The organism is Vibrio penaeicida, from assembly GCF_002933855.1.
GTDB classification, from domain to species: domain Bacteria; phylum Pseudomonadota; class Gammaproteobacteria; order Enterobacterales; family Vibrionaceae; genus Vibrio; species Vibrio penaeicida_A.
Genome location: NZ_BFAQ01000042.1, coordinates 28,713 through 49,335 on the forward strand (window position 1 = coordinate 28,713; position 20,623 = coordinate 49,335).

The following is a 20,623-nucleotide window of genomic DNA, read 5'->3' on the forward strand; positions in this document are numbered from 1 at the left end:
ACCTTAGACGTAACCCGCCGTCGATTTGACTTCAAGATAGTCTTCCAGCCCCCACTCACCGTGCTCGCGACCATTTCCGGATTGCTTGTAGCCGCCAAACGGCGCATTCGCATCCCAGTCTGCACCATTAATCCAGATAGATCCTACTCTGAGTTTCCGGGCAATCTGTCGGGCTTTTTCCATGTCTAGGCATTGTATGTATGCAGAAAGACCGTAGACAGTATCGTTAGCAATCTCAATGGCTTCGCTTTCCGTTTTATAACCAATCAACGCAATGACGGGTCCAAAAATCTCTTCCTGAGCAATGGTCATTGAATTATCAACATCGGCGAATACAGTAGGTTTAACGAAATAGCCTTTTGAAAGACCATCAGGTCGACCTAAGCCACCAGCAACTAAGGTGGCCCCTTCTTCAATTCCAGCTTTGATTAAGGACTGGATTCGCTCGAATTGAATCTCGTTGACAACCGGACCTAGCGTAACATCGCCCATCGGGTCTCCCACACTATGAGCATCGGCAGCTTCTTTGGCGAAGCGTTTAGCGTCTTCCATTTTTTCTTCAGGAATTAGCATTCTTGCTGGTGAGCGGCAAGCCTGACCGCAGTTGACGTAACAAGCCGTTACCCCTTCTTTTACCGCCTTTTCCAGATCTGCATCTCGCATGATCAAGTTGGCTGATTTCCCACCCAACTCCTGTGCAACCCTTTTGACTGTCGATGCGGCAGATTTTGCTACCGCAACCCCTGCTCGGGTTGAACCCGTGACCGAAACCATATCGACATCAGGATGACAAGACAGTGCTCCGCCTGCACTGTCCCCAGCGCCGGTAATATGGTTGTACACACCAGCGGGGTATCCCGCCTGATGAACCAGCTCAGCAAATTTAATAGAGGATAATGGAGAAAACTCAGACGGCTTCGCCACCATGGTGCATCCTGCTGCCAGAGCTGGTGCGGCTTTCACGACCAGCTGATTCATTGGCCAGTTCCAAGGCGTGATCAGAGCGCATACACCAATGGGTTCTTTTGAAATTAATGTGTTTCCGCGAACCTCCTCAAACACTTCTTTCTCTAGTGCCGCGATAGTGGCTTCCAGGTGCGCTGTGCCCACCCACGCCTGAGCCGCTTCTGAAAACGCTTTGGTAGTGCCCATTTCGAGCACCATTAAATGCGCAATTTCTTCGTAAGCGTCGTTGTAAAGAGACAGCAAGCGATTCAGTAAATCTAAACGCTCTTCTTTGGAGGTCATTGAAAAGTCATCAAACGCTGCTTTTGCAGCAGCTACGGCTCGGTTAACGTCCGTTTCATTCGCCATGGGGATCAGGCTTGTTACCTCTTCTGTAGCTGGGTTAATCAGAGTATGAGTGTCGCTGGAATCGGGGCTGACCCAATGACCATTGATATAAAATTTCCCTATATTTTCCATCATGATTCCTTCCTTATAGAACTAGTTAGCCCTAATCATCCTTTACCAGCGGCAAGCCTGACTGAATCCGGATGCCGACGTAATTTCAACATTGCCCACGTTCCCACAAAAGGACCGGGTACCAAGATTAGAAATGTCCACTGCCAACTGCCGAACCACTGGGCAACTTGCGGCGTTATCCAGATAGCAAAAATCGTAATCGCAAAACCAATGCCCATTTGCAAAGCCAGCGATGAACCCACTAGTGACGAATCAGACAGCTCCGTTACCGCTGCCGAAAATTGAGCACTGTCGGCAACAACCGTGAAGCCCCAAACCATAGCTACGAGGGTAAATACCCAGACTGGACCATCAAAATAAAACCCCAGTAAAAGCGCGGCGCTCCCAGAACAAACCATCATCAATGAAGTGGCATAACAGCGACCAATCTTATCGGCAAGCCAACCGCAAAAAACACTCCCTGGAGCCCCCAACGCAACCACCGAAAAAGTCAGCAATGCGGCATTGCTAATATCTAACCCATTCGATTGCGCGGCGGTTACATAGGCCAAAAGCCAGCCCCACATCGCGTAGAGTTCCCACATGTGCCCGAAATAACCAAAATTGGCGAGCATGACAGGTCGATTCTTAACAACCTGACCAAGCTGCCTCGGGTTAAACTTTGTCTTGGCAAAAGAGTGAGGTCCTTCACTGAGCAAAAATCCGAAAATGACGGCTGCAATAAAGCTGCACGCCGAGCTCCCGATGATCACCAGCCGCCAGTCGATATTGGCGGTATCTCCTCGAAACAAAAATGGCAGAGCAGACCCTAAGGTTAATGCGCCCACCATCGCGCCCATTGCCAATCCACGCCCTTTAACAAACCACGTAGCAATAAACTTCATCGCGGGTGGATAGATAAAAGCCAGAGAGACACCCGTGATAAAACGAAGCAACATGGCGAAACCACCGGACGGTTCGGTTAAAAGCAGTGCGTTGGATAACGCAGCGACCAAGCTCGCGGTTGCCATCAACTTGGTTAATTTCAAAACGTCAGAAATGGACATCAGACTCGATGTCAGAGCGCCAGCAACAAACCCCACTTGAACGGCATTGGTTAACCAAGATGATTGCTCGGCTGTAAGCTCAAAAACAACAACCAGTTCTGGGAGTATGGCGGTTGCCGAAAACCAAGTAGTCAACGACAAAATGACGGCAACAGCCGCTAAACTCAGAGCTTTCCAATGCTCGGGGATCACGCTCATTTACAATCCTTCTAGCGCTATCGTAAATGTGGTTGCACTGCCTTCGACACACACATCCCCATCACTGTCTGAAATGGTGGCTTTCAGCTGGCAAATAGGTTTGTCATCTCTTACAGACTCAACCACTACGGTCGCAGTTAATGTTTCATTCACACCAACCGCTTTCAAAAATTTGAGGTCCGTATGTAAAAATACGGTTCCCGGACCGGGTAAATCCTGAGCGACAGCAGCATTTAACATGCCTGTCGTCACTCCACCCTGCACAATCAATTTTCCGAAAGGCGATTTTTTGGCAAGCTCTTCATCAAAGTGGACCGGGTTTTTGTCCCCTGTCATTTCAGTGAATGCATCAATATCTTCAAGTTTAGTCGTTCGCTTTCTCGAAGCAGTCTGCCCCACTTCAGGTTTGCCATTGACAACTCCTTTCCAACCATCTTCATTCTTACTCATAACTCAGTTCCTTTGTTAGGGTCTGCTGACCCTAGTTAAACCTGCTCGAAGCAGGGCAAAATCCGACCACCCAAGTTTGTAGGCTCAAACTTGAATCTGTCTCCGATTTGCATGTCCTTTTTTGTCCGAAATAAATAACTTAACAAAGTTGGCCCTTCATTCAGTTCAATCAAACCAACATAGTAGGGTGTTATGTCTATCCATCCGGGATGCCCCGGTTTGTTTACCTGAGAGTAACTTTTTAAAGTCCCGCTTCCTGTCACCCGCTGCCACTGCAAGTCTTCTCCCCAGCAGAACGGGCATTGCGAACGCGGATAAAAAATATGCTTGTGACAAGATTGGCATTGCTGTATTTCCAATTCGCATTCAGATACAGCTCGCCAGAAAGGTTGTGTCAACGCGGTTATCGTTGGCCCAGGCACTTGCAGGTGCTCTAAAATTTGCAGGTGTTCTAAAGTTTGCAAGTGTTCTAAATGATCCCGATTCATTGCTCCGCTCCTAAAACCAACGCTACAGCCTCGCTCATGGTGGCACCATTTCCTGTTACTAATGCATTGCGACAAGATGAGATTTGACGTGCCTCTGCCGTGCCACGAATTTGTTGAACCGCTTCCACTACATGCGTCATACCACCAGCCAGATCCGGCTGCCCATAACCCAACTGACCGCCATGTGTGTTAATCGGCTGTTTTGCTTCAATACCCATTCCACCGTTACTCGACAACCACTGCCCAAACTCGCCGGGTGCGCACAATCCTGCGTCTTCTATCGTCGTTGCGACCATGATGGTGTAGCAGTCATAAAGCGAGAGGAAATCGATATTTTGAACAGACATTCTCGACTGTTTTAGTGCACGTTGAATGGCAGGTTTAAGGGGACCTGAAGTGAGTTCTGGAGCTTGACTGACAGCGCGATGGGTGACTTTTTCACCTGCACCCAAAAGATAAACCGGAGAATGATTTGCCTTTTGAAAATGGCGACTGGAAGTCACAATAACCGCCTCAGCCCCTGCCACGGGCATGACTATTTCAAATAAATGAAGAGGTGAAGCGATAATCGGTGACGCGAGCACGTCTTCAACACTTGCTGGCTGTCCGTAAAAAATCGCATTGGGATTAAGTTGCGCATTTTGCCGCGAACCTGCTGCTATTTGAGCGTAATCTTTAGCACTGCACCCATATTTGTGCATGTGTGCCTGCATAAGCAGCGCGTATGAAATATTGGCACCAGAAGCACCGAAAGGCACATCAAATTCCCGAATCGGATTCCGATTGGGTGAACGGCTGGGTTCTGGATTGCGATGGTTGCCAATCACACATAATACGGTTTCGCACATTCCGGCTTGAATCGCAGCCACGGCACGCCAGATCATTCCCGCCCCGGATGCACCACCAAGATCGACAACATTTGCCATTGTCGGCTGGAGGCCCATGTACTCGGCAATGGTGGCAGGCACATGCTGGGGGGTTTCTCCCACTTGCGGGCAAACCAGTAACCCATCAATATCCGAAGGAGACAAGCCTGCGTCTTTTGCGGCATAACTTGATACCCGCATCAGCAATTCCAGCGTTGTGACACCCTCGGTTTGCCGTTGAGGTTTCAGAGAAGCGACACCTGTTATCCCAATCGCGTTATTCACCAAGCATTCTCCCGAGTCAGCTGTCTGTACTCTTCAAGGCAAGCCTGATTGGCTATCGACCCGATATTTTTAACAACGCCACCCGCCACTACGGTTCTTGCCGCGCCTTCTACACGTTTCCCATTAACGGTATAAGGTACATCAGAAACGATGTGCACTCTGGCAGGCACATGGCGCGGAGAAGCGTTCTGTCTAATCTGATTGCGTATTTCAGCCACCAGCGTTTTTGATACGTCTTCTCCGGGTGCAGGTTTTAAGCAAAGTACGACATCTTCGTCACCATCATGCTGATGACCGAATGCAAGGTAATCGTCCACTTCTTTATACTGTTCGCAGACGGCGTAAATTTCAGAAATACCAATCCGCACCCCACCGGGTTTTAACGTATTGTCTGACCGACCATGGACGTATCCGCCGCCTGAGTAGGTGAATTCAACCACATCGCCATGGGTCCACACTTCGTTGCGATCGCCAAAGTACGTATCGTGATATCGCTTATCTCCACCCTCTCCCCAGAACGTAAGTGGCATTGAGGGAAAAGGTTCGGTGCAAACCAACTCGCCACGCTCTCCAATTACCGGAATATCCCGATCATCCAACGCCGCAATCGCGTGCCCCAGAGCTTTAACCATGAGTTGTCCCCGATAAACAGGATGAATTGGCGATCCTATTAAGAAGCAACCTAATATCTCTGTTCCCCCTGAAATGGAGGCAAACATCATGTCTTCTTTGATTGCCTGATACACCCAGTCGAACTGATGAGGCAGTGTCGGCGCGCCGCAAACCATAAGTGACTTAAGGTGTGAAAGCGTATAGTGCTGGTTTGGAAGAAACCCTTCTGCCGCTATAGTGGCGAGATATTTAGGGCTAACACCCAAGTGTGTCAAACCAAGATCAGAAGCTAAATTCCAAAGTGGTGTGGAATCTAGACCGCTCGGAGTTTTCAAAATGGGTGCACCGTCGTAAAGCACAATAGCGGCTCCGGCGGCCAGCGCAGACATATTCCAGTGATACATCATCCATGCGGTGTTGCTGTACCACATTACTCGATCGTGGTGTTGAACGTCGCCATGCAAAACATGTTCTTTCAAATGCTGCAGTAATACCCCACCGACTCGATGAACAATGGCTTTCGGCGCGCCGGTTGTTCCAGAGGTATAAAGAACATAAATGGGGTGGTCAAAAGGAGTGCGGGTAAATGTCAACGGCTCTTGACGACCATAATCGCTTTGGCGAGTCGCACGATCACTGACTAATTCACCTTCACCACTTTGCACAATGGCTTGAATACTCGGAATACCGTCGACAACCTGATTAATGCGCTCAGAAATATCAAATGATTTGCCACCGTATTGATAGCGCGGCTCGACAAATAACACCTTGGGTTCTACCTGACCGATTCGGTCAATAATGGCAGACTGACCAAAATCTGGCGAACAAGAAGTCCACACCGCCCCTACGCTCACAGTGCCCAATAAGGCGACCAAGGCATCCAAGTTGTTTGGTTGAACTCCTGCAACCCTATCGCCCTGTTGAACTCCAGACTGGCGCAAACCATCAGCGACTTTCGCCACTCTCATCCTAAGATCTTTTCGCGTAAATTGCGCCTGTTGCCCAAATTCATTAGCTGTGAACAGCACGACATCACCGTCGGATCCTTTGAGCATGTTCTCCGCTAAGTTCAGCTGGGCATCTGGGAAGAAGCGAGCCCCCGTCATTCTTGCTGTGGGGCTGGGAACATAGAACGTTTCCCCTTTATCGCCCACAACGTCACAGAAATCCCAGACCGACGACCAGAAGCCACCGAGATCACTCACCGACCAACGATGCAAAGCGTCGTAATCATGTGGGTCGAAGCCGTTTCTCTCAGCAAACTGACTGAGCCTTGACTGACGAACTCGTTCTGCGGATGGCTTCCAAAGTATTTCCTTATTCATCATTAACTGCCCCTAGCTTTCCTTAGCTTTCTCTAGATGTATCAATTCCCACGGCATCCCATACTAGCTCTGCCAAATCCTGAACAACGATTTGTTCTTCCACACCCAATGCCTGAACGGCTGCGCTGTACATCACCACATCTTTCGGACAAGACACGACAAACCGATCGACCTTCCCTAGCGACAAGGCTTCGCGAATTCGGCTTTCACTCGGTCGTTCTTTAAAGTGGGCATCGTCCATAAAAATTCGCCCACCACCTGCACCGCAGCAGAAGCTGTTCTCTCGATTTCTCGGCATTTCGTGGAGTTCATGCCCCAGCGCCTGAATCAATGTTCTTGGCACATCAAACCCATCGTTATATCGGCCGAGATAGCAGGGATCGTGATAAGTCACCTGATGTGATGTGCTTTTATCGACCGTCAATTTCCCTTGCCGAATCAGCTCCAGCAACAGCTCGGAATAATGGAGCACATCGTAATTCGCGCCCAAAGCGGGATACTCTGATTTCAGTGCGTTCAGGCTGTGTGGGTCTGTTGTCATAATTCGATTGAAATCGCACGCGTCTAATTGGTCTATATTGTGCTGTGCCAGCAATTCAAATAAGCCTTCGTCGCCTGCTCGCCGAACATCATTACCGCTGTTTCGTTCTCCATCGTATAGAATGCCAACATCAACACCGGCTTGTTGCAGCAGACGTGCAACCAATAAAGATAATTTTTGAGCTCTTGCATCAAAACTGGCGAAGTCGCCAACAAACCAGAGAATATCAACCGGTTCCTTGCGGGCATCCTTGAGTTTTGGTTTCAATCCTTTAGTCCAACGCGCTCGCTGTTTAGCAGGTTTTCCAAATGAATTCCCGTGAGATTGAAAACTGGTGAGAGACGTTTGAAGCATGGGTTCTACATCCCCGGCTTCTACCATGGTGCGGCGCAACGATACGATCTTCGGCACATGCTCAATTCTTACTGGACACGCCTGCATACAAGCTCGGCATGTGGTGCAAGACCACAAGGTTTCCGTCGCAATAACACCACCAACAATGGGTACACTTGCCTCTGGCTGAGTGTTCGCTTCAAGCAACCCTTCACGTAAATCCATGATCAATTTTTTAGGGCTTAGCGATGTACCTGCTGCGTGAGCAGGGCATACCTCCTGACAACGACCACACTCAGTACACGACAAAGTATCGAGTAGATCTTTCCATGAAAAATCATCAAATGTCTGAACAACTGTCGCTCCACCCTCAGCGCTTTCTCCAGTATCTGGCGAACGTAGTTGCCCCTTAGGTTCAAGTGGGCGAAAGAAAATATTGGGTCCCGCGGTAAACATATGACGATGCTTTGACCCGGGTATGTAAATCAGGAAGCCCAAAATCACCAGAATATGAAGCCAGTAGAAAATCCCTGCGGCGATACTCCCTGCTTCAGGTGTCATCCCAAATGCTCGTAACCCATAAGCCATCATGCTTGAAATTGGACGGAAGTCATGACTAGATGCCTGTGAAGCGACGATGGAAGCTGAGAACTCTAAAATCATGGTGAGAACAATGCCTATCACCAAACAGTAGATGAGCACCGCATCTTTCTGGTTTGAACCTTCAAACCGCTCTGGTTTTAAAACCAATCGCTGCCAGGCAGCCAAACCAACACCAATCAATATGATGACAGTAAACCATTCCTGAAGCAGTGCAATCCACGTCTCACCGCCATATGGCGTTAGGCTGAATCCCGGGAATAAACCCGATCCGAACGCCTGAATAATTGCGGTGAAAAGTACGATAAAACTGCTGAATATCATCAAGTGCAACACGCCTGAATAGCGTTTTTTTAGCAAGCGTTTGTGCGTGCCTACATCCCCAAACACACCTTTCAGCCGTTCACTTATACGGTCAAATCGCTCGATCGACCTAGCCTTTTTCAGCGTTCTCAGTCTTTGCCAAAAGCGCCATAGTGTAATGGCAAATGCTAATAGCGTGATAACCCAGAGAAGAAGTGTTTGCATTGATGACATTGCCGTTACCCCCCAGCTTTGATTCGCTCGGTTAGTGCGGGTAGAACATTAAACATGTCACAAACTGCACCATAATGGGCTTTATTAAAGATCGGGGCTTGTTCATCCGAATTTAGTGCAATGATCAAATCCGATTCCTGCATGCCCTCAAGATGTTCCGGAGCTCCGGATACGCCCGCCATCAAATACAATTTCGGCTTTACTTTTGTTCCCGATTTCCCGACTTGATGTGCTTTGGGTAACCAGCCCGCATCGATAACAGGACGCGATCCACCCACTTCTGCTTCCAATGCTTCAGCTAACGCCTCTACAATGGGCAGCTTTTCCTTTCCACCTAAGGCACGACCCACACAGACAATCCGATCTGCCTTAGTCAGATCAACGCCATCACTATCCGGTTGAAGCATTCCAACAAACTCAATACCTGTGTTCCCTAAACCAGTAACGTCAAAAGCGATAATTTCCGGTGGTGAGCCTGCTTCCAACTCATATTTGACAGCTCCGGGCATGACGGTCACAACAGCAGGCAACGAGACATGGTTTCGAGCAAGCACTTTGCCGCCATAAACCTGTGAAGTCACCTTAAGCGCATCGCCATCAATCACCATATCAAGAGCGTAGGCAACCAAAGGGATTGCCTGTGCATAAGCAACTCCACCAGCCAAATCGACGCCAGCGGTGCTGTAGCTCATGAGGACTAAATCAGGCTGAACATGCTCTACGGCTTGATTCAAACACACCAACACCTCACCGGACAGATAGTTGTTAAATAGATCATGCTCAACAGCTAACAATCGCGATACTCCTTGAAGTTGTGTTGAAATGTGATTGATCGCATCTCTGTCTAGAGCACACACCAGCGCGGTGACTTCAAGGTTCAATTGAGACGCCATTTGAATCAATTCCAATGAGGAATCCGCAACTCGCCCTGAATCGTGTTCGATTAGAATTAAACTCTGCATCAGACAAATCCTTTTTCCTTCAACAATTGATATAGCTGCTCTGAGACCTCTTCAGGTTCCCCTTCAAGCATCTCCGCACCGTCTTCCAGATCGGGCAACGCGAGTTGCGCGTTATTGGAGGCATCATCAGGTAGTTCCAAATCCAACGCTAAGTCTGGCACCTCAACTTTAAGTAGATCCCTCAGGCGGCTTCCTGAAACAAATCTTGGGGGCTGAGTAGCAGCTTGAACACCAATGACGGCTGGGGTTGTCAGGCTCAGAAGTGCCGCACGACCACCGGAGTATTCTTGTCGGACGATGACCTTGTTTTCGTCAATACGTACGTCAGAAACGGCACTGACCTGAGACCACGCTAGGTGCGCTGCCAAATGCGGAGCCAGTTCGCCATACACGTCGTCCGTCGAAAGAACGCCAACCATGACGATATCTGGCTTAACCTCCTGAATGGCTTCCGCGTAGGCAGAAGCAACTCGCTGGGATGAACGACTCTCTTCTTCATCAATGTCCACGGGAATTTGGTAGACGGCATCTGCATCTCTTGCCAATGCTGTTTTGAGCATTCGGTTACTGCCTTCATCTTCCAATGCAATGGCTGTTACATGAGCGCCATAGGATTCCTTGAGCAGGACAGCCTGTTCAAGTGCCTGATCATCGAATGGGTTTAAATCCAATCCGATCCACTCTCTATCAATATCACGCTCATCCTCAGTCAGTTCGATTTCTTCCGAAAGGACTGGGTTGAGCCTTAAAATGACCGCAATTTTCATCATTCCTCCTTCTGAGTTTCTACTGAAGGTGTTGGTCGATAAATGGAACCGCGTCTTGCCACTCGGGCCAGCATGCCATTGGTCATGTACTCTGGTGTTTCGTGAGGATCATAGGGCGCTGGCTCTTGCCCGGGATAACCAATGATTTCTCTGACTCGCTCAGACAGTAAATACCCACCAGATACCACATTGGTTATGGCATCAAAGGCGCGTCGATCTTCAGTGCAAAGGGAATTCATCGCTTCGGATGTGTCTTTCCCATCCACAAAATGAACACCGCGCATAAAATCGGGAATGAGATCCGGTCGAACGGAGAACACCTTATCGAGTATCTCCTTGTGAACGCCCACATCTGACGCCGCAGGTTTTTCACCGTATTCTGGGATAAGGAAATCGGCAATTTTGGCGACGGTCTGCCGGATTTCGTCAGTCAGTTGATTTGCTCCAGACATTATGAAACCTCCACATTTCTTGCTTCACGGATAATATGCATGGTCTGACGGTGCGCTACCGCCATAATAGTTGCTGTTGGGTTAACTCCCCCAGATGTTGGGAAAGTACTGCCATCAAAGATGAACAAGTTTGGCACGTCATGAGCCTGCCCCCACTGATTCACGACGGCATTCTCGCGTTCATTCCCCATTTTTGCTGTACCCAATAGATGCCAACCAGATTCGCGCATTTGTGGACAAACCTGTGTTTCAATGGCTCCCGCTGCCACAAGTGCTTCTTCGGCTCGTGCGTTGTGAAAATCCAGCAGTTTCCTTGAGTTATCCGATGTTTTGTACACAAGTTTTGGCGCTGGAATACCATCAGAGTCTGTCAAATCACTGTCAAGGGTGACCTGATTCGACTCTTCTGGGAGATCTTCACCGATAATGGCGTACAGCCCTGTTCGTCCAAATCGGCGTTCGATCATGTCGTGCCAGTTGTTACCCCAAGCGTCTTCAACTTTTCCGCCATCTTTAAAGACTTCAGATCCAACAAAGCCTTTAGCACTCAACGGACCACCGCCAGACATACCGCCCCATTTGGCACCACGAACAAAACCACGGCTCTCGTCGGTTTCATAGAATTCAAACGAATCGATCAACATGCCAGATGGACCTTGCCAACTTTGCAAGTCATCAGGGAAATGCCCCATGACCAGTCCGAATGGGTGCATCATTAGGCGTTTGCCCACCAGACCTGAATTGTTCGCCAATCCATTAGGGAATGTTTTGGATTTTGAATTGAGCAGAATGCGAGGCGTACCAATGGTATTTGCGCATAGAATCACGACTTTTCCTCGCTGACGACGCTCACGCCCATTCTTGTCGATGTAAATGGCACCGGTGACACGCTGTTTGTTATCGTCGTACTCGATTTCACGCACACGTGCGCCAGAAATGAGTTTCAGCCCACCTCTTATCGCTTCTGGGAAAAGTGCAAGATCCGGCGACCATTTTGCTTTTTCATTACAGCCGAACATGCAGGTCCCGCGTCTTGCACAAGGATTAAGCCCATTGTAAGGCACCGACGGAATCGCATTGGAACCCGGCCACCAATGCCAGCCAAGCTTGTCCAAGCCTTGCGCTAATCGATTTCCGACTTTGCCAATGGGTATGTTGGGTGTCGGATAGCCAGACTGAGGAGGATACGCAGGGTTGCCTCCTGTTCCAGACAAACCAACATCATGTTCAACAGCAAGCAAGTGTGGCAACAAGTCTTCGTAGCTGAATGGCCAATCATCAGCAACACCATCTAATGTCCGTACTTTGAAATCAGATGGAAGAAAAGGCACCCAGTGTCCAGCCCAAATGGTTCCGCTTCCCCCAACGGCTGACGCCATCAAAGGTTCGATGTCACTTTCTGATGTGTTGATTGGGTAGTCACGTTCGCGGTCACGAACATTGGGAGCGGGATGCCATTGCTTACCTCCAGCTAATTCAAATTCAGGCTTGTCGCCAGGATAGTCTCTCGGATCCACCCAGTCACCCTGCTCCAATGTAACAACAGACATCCCTGCTTTTACTAGGTATCTTGCTGCCACAGAACCAGACGGTCCGGAGCCGATAATGACCACATCAGCGATTTCAGATTCTTTGACTCGTTTGCTCATGTCTTTCCATCCTTACAGTGTTCAGCAAAGGCAGTGATTTATCACCGCGCTGCGCTGTTCTATGCTTTATTGATGCGTTGTTTTTTAATTCATTGCTTCTAGTTCTAATCCATTTTTTGTATCTAATTCATTTTCTATATCTAGTTCACTTTCTACATCTAACTCATTGTCTTAATGAACTTCTTCTGGCGCATAACCTTCTTCCGGTGCGTTACCTAAGTAGATTTGGTGTAAATCATCCCTTTGCGCGAGATCTTGAGCACTGCCTGAAAGCACAACTTTGCCACTGTCGATCACGTACGCACGATGTGCATATTTAAGTGATTGACGTATGTTCTGTTCCGCAACAAGAAAAGACATGCCTTCTTCCTTGTTGAGAGATGCAATGATAGAAAAAATTTCCTGAACCAAAATAGGCGCTAGCCCCATTGAGGGCTCGTCAAGAAGAACCAGATCGGGTCTAGTCAGTAGGGCTCTGCCAATGGCTAACATCTGTTGCTCGCCTCCAGAACACATACCTGCCTGAGTGGCACGTTTCTCTTTGAGCCTTGGAAACCAGTGATAAATGCGTTCCAGATCCGTTTTCACTTGCTGGTTGGATAACTTGTGTAAAAAGGTGCCGCTTTTCAGGTTTTCTTCCACCGTCAGACGAGAAAAGACATGCCTTCCTTCAAGTACATGAACAATATTGCGATGTGCCAACCGATGAGCAGCAACACCAATGTTGCTTTCACCTTTAAATTGGATACGCCCTTTGCTGACTTTTGCTCGGTCCGCATGTACTAACCCAGAGATCGCTTTTAACGTCGTGCTCTTCCCTGCACCGTTTACGCCTAAAACAGTCACAATTTCGCCGCGATTCACGGTAAGAGAAACATCCGAAACGGCGAGTACGGATTCGTCATAAATGACTTCAATCTGGTCAACAACAAGCAGTTCTTGACTCGCTTCATTTCCATTCTGTTGACGATTCATGCATCCTCCCTGAATACTAGAGTTCGAACTTATCCATCGGAGTGGCGGGTAAGACGAAGCGCTCACCCACACTCCTAGCCTTTAAGGGTTGTTTGGATCCCTAGGTGTAATTCCCTGCTCCTTCGCAAACGCGGCAGACTTTTCTGCAATGAGCGGGGCAATAAGCGATTGGTCTCCCTTAATCCAGTCAGTGATGAGCTTGAAACTGGTTCCATCCCACTCCTGAATACGCGCAGCACCACCGCCTTCATGATCACTAGGCGTTACTTTCAACTCTTGCAGTAAACCAACCATGCCAAGCTCTTCAAGGCGCTGGTTGTCAATCTCCATGTTTTCAAGCCCCCAACGCATCTCCTCACCATTGATAGGTCGGTTTCCGAACTTGGTCATCGCCGTTCGCATCCCTTCTACTGCAAGCGCCGCATTCACCATACCGATGTTGTAGTACACGGTACCGAAGCCCCTCAGATCTTTGAGGTCTGTTTTATCGGTGTTGATGATCTCTTTACGAAGTCGTTTATGGATTTCAAAGTCTGTACCACCTGGGTAAGGCGCTAACGCTTTATAACCAATGGCTGCGGTACCCGCTGGAATCATGTCCGTTTCAGAGCCCGCCCAGACATCGCCTATCATTTTGTTAATATCGATGCCAAATCGCTTAGCGGTCTTGATACCGACAGGGGTCATGACCCCCCAAGTGCGCAGTACAACCCAGTCCGGGCGAATTCCGCGAACCTGACGCCATATTGCAGACTGCTCACTACCGGGGTGTGCGACTGGGATTTGTATATTTTCAAACCCGTACTTTTCAGCCAATTTCACCATAATGGGTTGAGACGAACGTCCATACCCTGAATCGTGGTAAACGGTAACGATCTTTTTACCTTTAAGTGCCTCAAACCCACCTTCTTGCTGGGCAATGTAAGCCATAGCCACATAGCCTTGAGAGTAATAGGTAAACAACAACGGAAACTCGTACGGGAAAACTAAGCCGTTTAACGATTCTGGTCGCCCACCTGCAGGGTCAATCAATGGGATTTTGTCTTTTCTGGCGCGTTCTCCAAGTGCATAGGTCGCAGGCGTAGAATGGGTCATAAAAAACGGTGTTGGTGATCCGCCCTTGCCATCTTTTATCCGCTCGTATACTTCAACTGCACGATCGGGGCTGTATTCTGTCTCAAACTCTTCGACGTTCAGCTTCACCCCATTTATGCCACCTTCCACTTCATTGATGTACGTGAAGTAGTCGATCTCCCCTGCAAACCAAGGGGCGCCACTTGAGGCATAGGGGCCAACTCGATAAGTCGGGAGTGGTATGAATTGGTCTGCTGCGTTCGCAACCGAAGACACAACGGGTGCAAGCAACGAAGACAACGCAATACCGGTGACGCAAAGACTCCGTGAAATGTAGTTTTTCATCATATGCTTCCTTGTTGATGGTAGCCGAATCCGCGGCTACTCAGTCTTTATGAAAAGAAATGCTTAATCTTTTCGTTCTGCTTAGATTCTGAGTGGCCAGTTCCTTATGCGTGCTGCCAAGTTACTGACCATTCGCGTAATCCCCTCCGGTTCTTTAATCAAAAACCAGATGATGAGTACACCAAATATGACTTTGTTGAGGTTGGACAAAATGCCTGGGTCGATACTGCCGCCAAGATACGTCTTCACGAAATAATCGATGGAGATTGGCATTAAGAAGATAAAAGCAGCGCCAATGTAGCAACCGCGAATTGAACTCATGCCACCAATGATGATGATGAACAAAATCTGAAATGAGCGTTCAATCTGGAAACTTAAAGTACTTGCTGTTCCAAGGAAAATAAAAGCCCATAAAGCGCCAGCGATGCCAAGATAAAAACCACTGACAGCAAAAGCTAACGTTTTGTATTTTCTGGCATTGATCCCTATGACTCCTGCGGCTGTGTCCATATCCCGAATCGACATCCAATTTCTTCCAATAGGGCTTTTAACAAGATTACAAGCCCCCCAAGTAAGGCCGATGATGACGAGAATAGAGAAGTAGTAACGAACCGTAGAGGAATCGTTGATGTCTAGCCCAAACAATTCCATTGGTGGTAAAGATATAGTGGGTACAGCGCCATAGTTGTAGAACCATGCAACCTGCGTAAACAACCATTCAATAAAAAACTGAAGAGTGAGGCTTGTAACCATGACATAGAAGCCTTTTAACCTCGAACTCGGCAAACCAAACAGAAAGCCTACGATTGCAGCAACCACCCCACCTAGCAAAATAGCTAATGGTAAAAACAGAATGTTTCCATGTATAGCAAAGGCATAGGTAGCATAAGCACCGACGGCCATGAAGCCACCGGCACCAAGCGATACTTGCCCCGTGTAACCTGTCAGTAAGTTGAGCCCTATACCTGCGAGGGCCAGAATCAGTGCAGGTAGCACTACCGCCGAGACCCAATATTCCGACATCACCATAGGAAATATAACGGCAAGCCCAATGATTAAAACAAGGGAAAGTCGTTGTTTAGGCCTTTTAAACGTACTTGAGGGCAAAAACTTATTGGCGACTTGTACTTGTGCATCCATGCTCGACATTCTCAAACCCTCTCTACCTGAATTTCACCGAATAGCCCAGCTGGGCGAACATACAAAAACAACAGAGCAAGCAGAAACGCAAACCAGGAAGAAATACCGCCTCCGATTAATGGCCCCAGATAGGTTTCTGCTAACGCTTCACCCGCACCGACAATTAAGCCGCCGACAATGGCTCCACCTATGGAAGTAAACCCACCGATGATCAGTACAGGTAGTGCTTTAAGTACAACCAAAGACAAGGAGAATGCGACGCCCTGTCGCGCGCCCCAAACCATTCCGGCAACCAATGCCACAACGCCCGCGACAAACCAAACAATTTGCCATATGCGGTTCAGGTTAATGCCTATGGTTTGCGCGGCTCTGATGTCATCCGCTACCGCTCTGAGGGAAATACCCAGTCGTGTCTTATTGAATAGGCTGGCTAGAATAGCAACCAATGTAACGGCAATGAGCGCCGCATAAAGATCGAACTCACTGATCAGTATGTCGCCAACAAAAATCGGGAGATCTTCTATACCGATATCAAGAGCCCGAACCTCAGCTCCCATTAGCCCTTGGGCAAGCCCTTCTACTACATAGGACAAACCCAGTGTCGCCATAAAGAGCGTCATAGGGCTTCGGTTGGCCAAAGGTCTCAATACCGTTCTTTCAATTACGATGGCACCTATACCAAGAACAAACAGAGTAAGAATAATCGCGATAAAAAACGGTATACCTAAGTCAATCAGAGTCACTAACGTTAAAGCAGCAAATAGAAGAATTGAGCCTTGGGCATAATTGAACACACCACTGGCTTTAAAAATTAAAACAAACCCTATCGCCACTAAGGTGTACATGGTTCCTGCTAATAAACCGCCTATCAGCGTTTCGATAAAAATATTCATAGCCAAGGACTCCATGCGAAACGGATATAGGGTGCAGAATTGAGAGATTGATTGTGACTAGTCATGATCTTCTCCAAGATAGGCCGCGATAACTTCAGGGTTGTTTTGCACATCTTCGGGCGTGCCATCCCCAACCTTTCGCCCGTAATCAAGCACGACAACGTGATCAGACAAATTCATCACCATATTGATGTCGTGCTCTATCAGGACAACAGTCACGTTCAACTCTTGATTAATTGAAAGAATGAACTCCGCCATTTCGAGCTTTTCGTCTTTATTCATCCCCGCCATGGGCTCATCCAGCAGTAACATGTCTGGTGACGATGCGAGTGCCCTTCCTAATCCAACACGCTTCTGGACACCATAGGCGAGGTTTTCAACTACGGTGTCGCGGTGTGCCTGAAGATCCAGAAACTTCAATACGTGCTCGGCTTTTTCTCGGAACATCTTCTCTTCACGTTTAGCCGAAGGTAAGTTCAATGCGTGAGCCAAAGTGCCAACTGTAGAGTGTCTAGACAAACCAGTGAGCACGTTATCCAACACACTCATTTTCTTAAACAGTGCGTTATTCTGAAACGTTCTTCCGATCCCTCGTTTCGCTGCATCTAACGAGTGCATCTTTTTAAAATGTTCCTGATTGAATACGATTTCCCCTGAATCAGGTTGATAGACTCCATTCAGAATATTCAGCATTGAGCTTTTCCCTGCCCCGTTAGGACCAATCAATGAACAAATCTCACCTCGAACAACCGAGAATGAAAAATTAGAAATAGCCTTCACTCCCTTGAAAGATAATGAAATATCACGAATATCTAAGATGCTATCCATGCGCGCTATCTCCTTTCAACTGAACAGAAGAGAGAGAGGAATTAATGGGGTTTACCGCAGACAAGTCAGCATGGTTCAACCGACTGAATCCGTTGAGTCGCTTCAAACGCTCCAACAAAAACCGTGACCACCAGCTTCGATAACCTTTGAGTGCTTTTATTGAAAGTGAGAGGGCTAAACCTTTTTTTGCAGGGAGTCGGCTTTTAAAATCTTTCGCGTATCGAACAAGGCGATCTTTCGAACAGATCAAATGAGTAGGTTGAATTTCAAGACGATCTCGCGCTGAGGACTCTGCCGATTCGGGAAAGGCAATGCATAAATGATGCTCCGTCATTTTGTCAAAAAGAGTTTGGATGCCAGAGTGCCAATCCGTCGGTTCGTCACACCAACCAATTGTCGTACCTTCAATGACTACGCGACTCAAGTATTCTGAGGTGGGCGGATGCTCAGGGCAATCTAAGACATCATCAATTGGAATTGTGGTCCATTGACCCACAATGCGAGATTCGCTGCCCGCGGAGAAACAGATAATAGAATTTGATATAGGAATGGACAAACAGCGATTAACAGTTTGTCTTTTTTCAATGTAGCAATGTGTCGGAGAATGGGCTTCAATCAGCTCCGACAGCTCTTTTTCACTCGCCGTTGATGAAATAGGCACTACTCGTCCACCCATCGAGCAAACCGCCAAACTTAATATCAGAAGTTTTGGCTCATAATTGCCGCTCACCAACAAAACCGTATCAGACGATAGCCCTTTTTGGCTTAGACACGACACCGTGCTTTCTAGCGTTTTGTGTAGCCAAAGCCAATTGAATCCTAGCCACTCTCCTCGCGATTTGTGTACAAATACGAATTGCTCTGGAGATTGATTCGCTTTGATCGCAATGTTGTTCAAACCATCCGTCTCTATTGAAACTTGCTCAGAAACTTTGGTTACGTTGCTCTGCAATCGACTATTCATATGCTTCCCTGTCAATGCCTCTAGCACTTACCACTATCCTTGTGATGGTGCATAATTTTAAATTTCTGTACCGTTCGGTCTGTACACATTTAAAGATCTTATTTAACAAAATGTCAACATTTATTTTTCATTTATTCACATTCTCCTTGCTTTTCTCGCCGATTTTATTTAAGTTTCCAAACATCTGGCATCAGAAGTAATATTGGGAATATTCATCCCATTACATATTTAACTGTACTGAACAGTCCAAGATATTTGGGCAAGGAGTAAAATTCTGAAAGATACAAAACAGTCAGCAAAAATTCGGCAAATTGCTGCAACACTTTTTGCAGAAAAAGGGTTCAACGGTGTAGGTGTGGCGGAACTTGGAGAAGCTACTGGGCTTGGACGTGGTGCGCTTTATCACCATATTGATACCAAGGAAAACCTGCTGTTTGACATTTCGTCACGCTATATTGTTGAGTTGGTCGAGGCGGGAAGAGAGATCACCGCGAATCAGATTGATCCAGCAGAGCGCGTGAAAAGCTTAAGCCGTCACTTAATGCACGTAATCAGTATGCATTTGGCTGAGATGACTGTCTGTTTCAGAGAAATTCACTCTTTAACGGGTGAACGGTATCAATCGGTTGCTAATTTGCATGCCGAATACCAACAGATTTGGGAGGATGCTTTCGCAGCAGGGACGGCTCAGGGACAATTTAGGAAGATCGATAAAACGGCAGTTAAAGGTCTACTCGGTATGTTTTTCTATAGTTTCCTGTGGCTTAAACCCGGAGGGCGTCAGTCGGACGAGGAAATAGGCAATATATTCAGTGACTTGGTACTCAGAGCTATTGGATCACACGATTATTTGGAGGAAAACCAATTCTTCGAATAAGAACTCGCTGTTCTATGTACTCAGCGTTCAAAAATGCTTGAGCATGATATGTATAGGAAGCGTGGTGCTTGTAGCAGCATGCTCCTGAATGCATTTACCAACAATCGCAGGCACAGTCAGAACTGTCTTTTTTCAATGACAATATGTCAGTACAACAGCTCGCGCCGTCACAAAAGTGATCGTTTTCTTTTTTGTCTTTTTTCTTTCTCTTGTCTCGCTTCAAAGTATCGTTTGCTACCTTGCATGCTGAAAAACGCTGTGAAATTCTTGTCCTTGATGAAAACACGCCGTGTTCCTGAATGATCTTTTTAACGGCTTCAGAACAGGAATCCCCTTGGTGTAAACAGGCGTGTGCGCATCGAAATCCTTTATATGGAGAGATAAAGCGTTGATAAAACCTAATCAGTACGACGGCTAGATATCTCATTCGTATTCCTCAATTGCATCCATTCTTCCTTTAGTATTCCGTATCTTACGGAATCGTAATACGTCCCCTTATAGAAACGCACTTTTCGCAGCCTGCCTTCAAGTTTGAAGCCAAGTTTTTCGGCGCATTTCATCATTGCAGGGTTACCCGACCACGTGGTGAGCCCGACTCTTTCCAGTTCTCTAGTTGCGAAGATATGAGAAACCCATAGGGTTAACGCTTGTTGAGCGATGCCTTTTCCCCATGCTTTCGAATCGTAAATAACAATACCGGATTCCAACCAACGGGTGTTTTCATCTTCCCAATAACAGCTAACGGTTCCTACTGGTTCACCATTCCATTCAATCACTTGAATATCCTCCCCTTTACGTAAGCGAATAAACGTTGTGGTTCGGAATATTTCTTCTGTTGGTCTGGTGTACCCAAAATAAGGTCCGTTGAATTTGGTCCATTCTTCATCTTGAGTAACGAGCTGATACAGAGTTTGGCATTCATCTGGGTATGCTTTTCTAATTCGTAATTCCATCCATATTCCTTTACCCAATTAGTTCAGACAAAGTTCAA

At 47.5% G+C, this 20,623-nt stretch carries 20 protein-coding genes; 1 reads left to right on the plus strand and 19 read right to left on the minus strand.

The features are described from left to right. Positions 1-3: 3 nt before the first annotated feature. The 17 genes from VPNCDNU1_RS22180 to VPNCDNU1_RS22260 form a co-directional block, all read right to left on the minus strand. Positions 4-1,428 (minus strand): aldehyde dehydrogenase family protein, encoded by a 1,425-nt coding sequence (locus VPNCDNU1_RS22180; RefSeq protein WP_237324191.1) that lies wholly within the window; start codon positions 1,426-1,428, stop codon positions 4-6. A 32-nt stretch (positions 1,429-1,460) separates the two neighbouring features. Next, positions 1,461-2,669 carry an MFS transporter gene (locus tag VPNCDNU1_RS22185; RefSeq protein ID WP_104402363.1) on the minus strand — a complete coding sequence of 403 codons (1,209 nt, stop codon included), beginning with the start codon at positions 2,667-2,669 and terminating at the stop codon, positions 1,461-1,463. Further along, on the minus strand, positions 2,670-3,119 hold the full coding sequence (locus VPNCDNU1_RS22190; protein ID WP_104402364.1) for a MaoC family dehydratase: 450 nt from the start codon (positions 3,117-3,119) through the stop codon (positions 2,670-2,672). It lies immediately after the preceding gene. A gap of 35 nt (positions 3,120-3,154) precedes the next feature. After that, positions 3,155-3,607 (minus strand): Zn-ribbon domain-containing OB-fold protein, encoded by a 453-nt coding sequence (locus tag VPNCDNU1_RS22195; protein ID WP_104402365.1) that lies wholly within the window; start codon positions 3,605-3,607, stop codon positions 3,155-3,157. Then, positions 3,604-4,758 carry a thiolase family protein gene (locus VPNCDNU1_RS22200; RefSeq protein ID WP_104402366.1) on the minus strand — a complete coding sequence of 385 codons (1,155 nt, stop codon included), beginning with the start codon at positions 4,756-4,758 and terminating at the stop codon, positions 3,604-3,606. Before VPNCDNU1_RS22200 ends, VPNCDNU1_RS22195 begins: the two co-directional genes overlap by 4 nt. Beyond that, the gene (locus tag VPNCDNU1_RS22205) at positions 4,755-6,698 is read right to left on the minus strand and encodes an acetoacetate--CoA ligase (protein ID WP_104402367.1); all 1,944 of its coding nucleotides are present in this window, start codon (positions 6,696-6,698) and stop codon (positions 4,755-4,757) included. Before VPNCDNU1_RS22205 ends, VPNCDNU1_RS22200 begins: the two co-directional genes overlap by 4 nt. Positions 6,699-6,717: 19 nt before the next feature. Next, on the minus strand, positions 6,718-8,706 hold the full coding sequence (locus VPNCDNU1_RS22210; protein WP_104402368.1) for a (Fe-S)-binding protein: 1,989 nt from the start codon (positions 8,704-8,706) through the stop codon (positions 6,718-6,720). Between the two features lie 5 nt (positions 8,707-8,711). After that, positions 8,712-9,668: an electron transfer flavoprotein subunit alpha/FixB family protein gene (locus VPNCDNU1_RS22215; protein ID WP_104402369.1), complete on the minus strand. Its 957-nt coding sequence runs from the start codon at positions 9,666-9,668 to the stop codon at positions 8,712-8,714. Continuing rightward, positions 9,668-10,438 carry an electron transfer flavoprotein subunit beta/FixA family protein gene (locus tag VPNCDNU1_RS22220; protein ID WP_104402370.1) on the minus strand — a complete coding sequence of 257 codons (771 nt, stop codon included), beginning with the start codon at positions 10,436-10,438 and terminating at the stop codon, positions 9,668-9,670. Before VPNCDNU1_RS22220 ends, VPNCDNU1_RS22215 begins: the two co-directional genes overlap by 1 nt. Then, a complete protein-coding gene (locus tag VPNCDNU1_RS22225; RefSeq protein WP_104402371.1) occupies positions 10,435-10,887 on the minus strand; it encodes a hypothetical protein in 453 nt (150 codons plus the stop codon). The genes VPNCDNU1_RS22220 and VPNCDNU1_RS22225 overlap by 4 nt, the downstream gene beginning before the upstream one ends. After that, positions 10,887-12,536 carry a GMC family oxidoreductase gene (locus VPNCDNU1_RS22230; RefSeq protein WP_104402372.1) on the minus strand — a complete coding sequence of 550 codons (1,650 nt, stop codon included), beginning with the start codon at positions 12,534-12,536 and terminating at the stop codon, positions 10,887-10,889. The genes VPNCDNU1_RS22225 and VPNCDNU1_RS22230 overlap by 1 nt, the downstream gene beginning before the upstream one ends. Before the next feature lie 171 nt (positions 12,537-12,707). Next, positions 12,708-13,511, minus strand: a complete 804-nt coding sequence (locus tag VPNCDNU1_RS22235; RefSeq protein ID WP_104402373.1) for an ABC transporter ATP-binding protein — start codon at positions 13,509-13,511, stop codon at positions 12,708-12,710. A gap of 81 nt (positions 13,512-13,592) precedes the next feature. Then, on the minus strand, positions 13,593-14,933 hold the full coding sequence (locus VPNCDNU1_RS22240; RefSeq protein WP_201797152.1) for an ABC transporter substrate-binding protein: 1,341 nt from the start codon (positions 14,931-14,933) through the stop codon (positions 13,593-13,595). Positions 14,934-15,011: 78 nt separating this feature from the next. Then, on the minus strand, positions 15,012-16,079 hold the full coding sequence (locus tag VPNCDNU1_RS22245; protein WP_104402375.1) for a branched-chain amino acid ABC transporter permease: 1,068 nt from the start codon (positions 16,077-16,079) through the stop codon (positions 15,012-15,014). 2 nt (positions 16,080-16,081) lie between these two features. Next, positions 16,082-16,963, minus strand: coding sequence for a branched-chain amino acid ABC transporter permease (locus tag VPNCDNU1_RS22250; protein ID WP_104402376.1), 882 nt, complete (start codon positions 16,961-16,963; stop codon positions 16,082-16,084). A gap of 57 nt (positions 16,964-17,020) precedes the next feature. Next, entirely contained in the window at positions 17,021-17,791 is a 771-nt protein-coding gene (locus VPNCDNU1_RS22255) for an ABC transporter ATP-binding protein (protein WP_104402377.1), read from the minus strand. Then, complete coding sequence (locus tag VPNCDNU1_RS22260) at positions 17,784-18,755, minus strand: AMP-binding protein (protein WP_104402378.1); 972 nt, start codon at positions 18,753-18,755, stop codon at positions 17,784-17,786. Before VPNCDNU1_RS22260 ends, VPNCDNU1_RS22255 begins: the two co-directional genes overlap by 8 nt. A 274-nt stretch (positions 18,756-19,029) precedes the next feature. Between VPNCDNU1_RS22260 and VPNCDNU1_RS22265 the strand changes: the two genes are divergently transcribed. Then, on the plus strand, positions 19,030-19,632 hold the full coding sequence (locus VPNCDNU1_RS22265; RefSeq protein WP_104402379.1) for a TetR/AcrR family transcriptional regulator: 603 nt from the start codon (positions 19,030-19,032) through the stop codon (positions 19,630-19,632). A 94-nt stretch (positions 19,633-19,726) separates the two neighbouring features. Here VPNCDNU1_RS22265 and yidD read toward each other — a convergent pair whose 3' ends face one another. Together yidD and VPNCDNU1_RS22275 are read right to left on the minus strand one after the other, a co-directional pair. Then, the gene (gene yidD / locus VPNCDNU1_RS29345) at positions 19,727-20,059 is read right to left on the minus strand and encodes a membrane protein insertion efficiency factor YidD (RefSeq protein ID WP_104402380.1); all 333 of its coding nucleotides are present in this window, start codon (positions 20,057-20,059) and stop codon (positions 19,727-19,729) included. Continuing rightward, on the minus strand, positions 20,031-20,585 hold the full coding sequence (locus VPNCDNU1_RS22275) for a GNAT family N-acetyltransferase (RefSeq protein WP_104402381.1): 555 nt from the start codon (positions 20,583-20,585) through the stop codon (positions 20,031-20,033). The genes yidD and VPNCDNU1_RS22275 overlap by 29 nt, the downstream gene beginning before the upstream one ends. Positions 20,586-20,623: the final 38 nt, after the last annotated feature.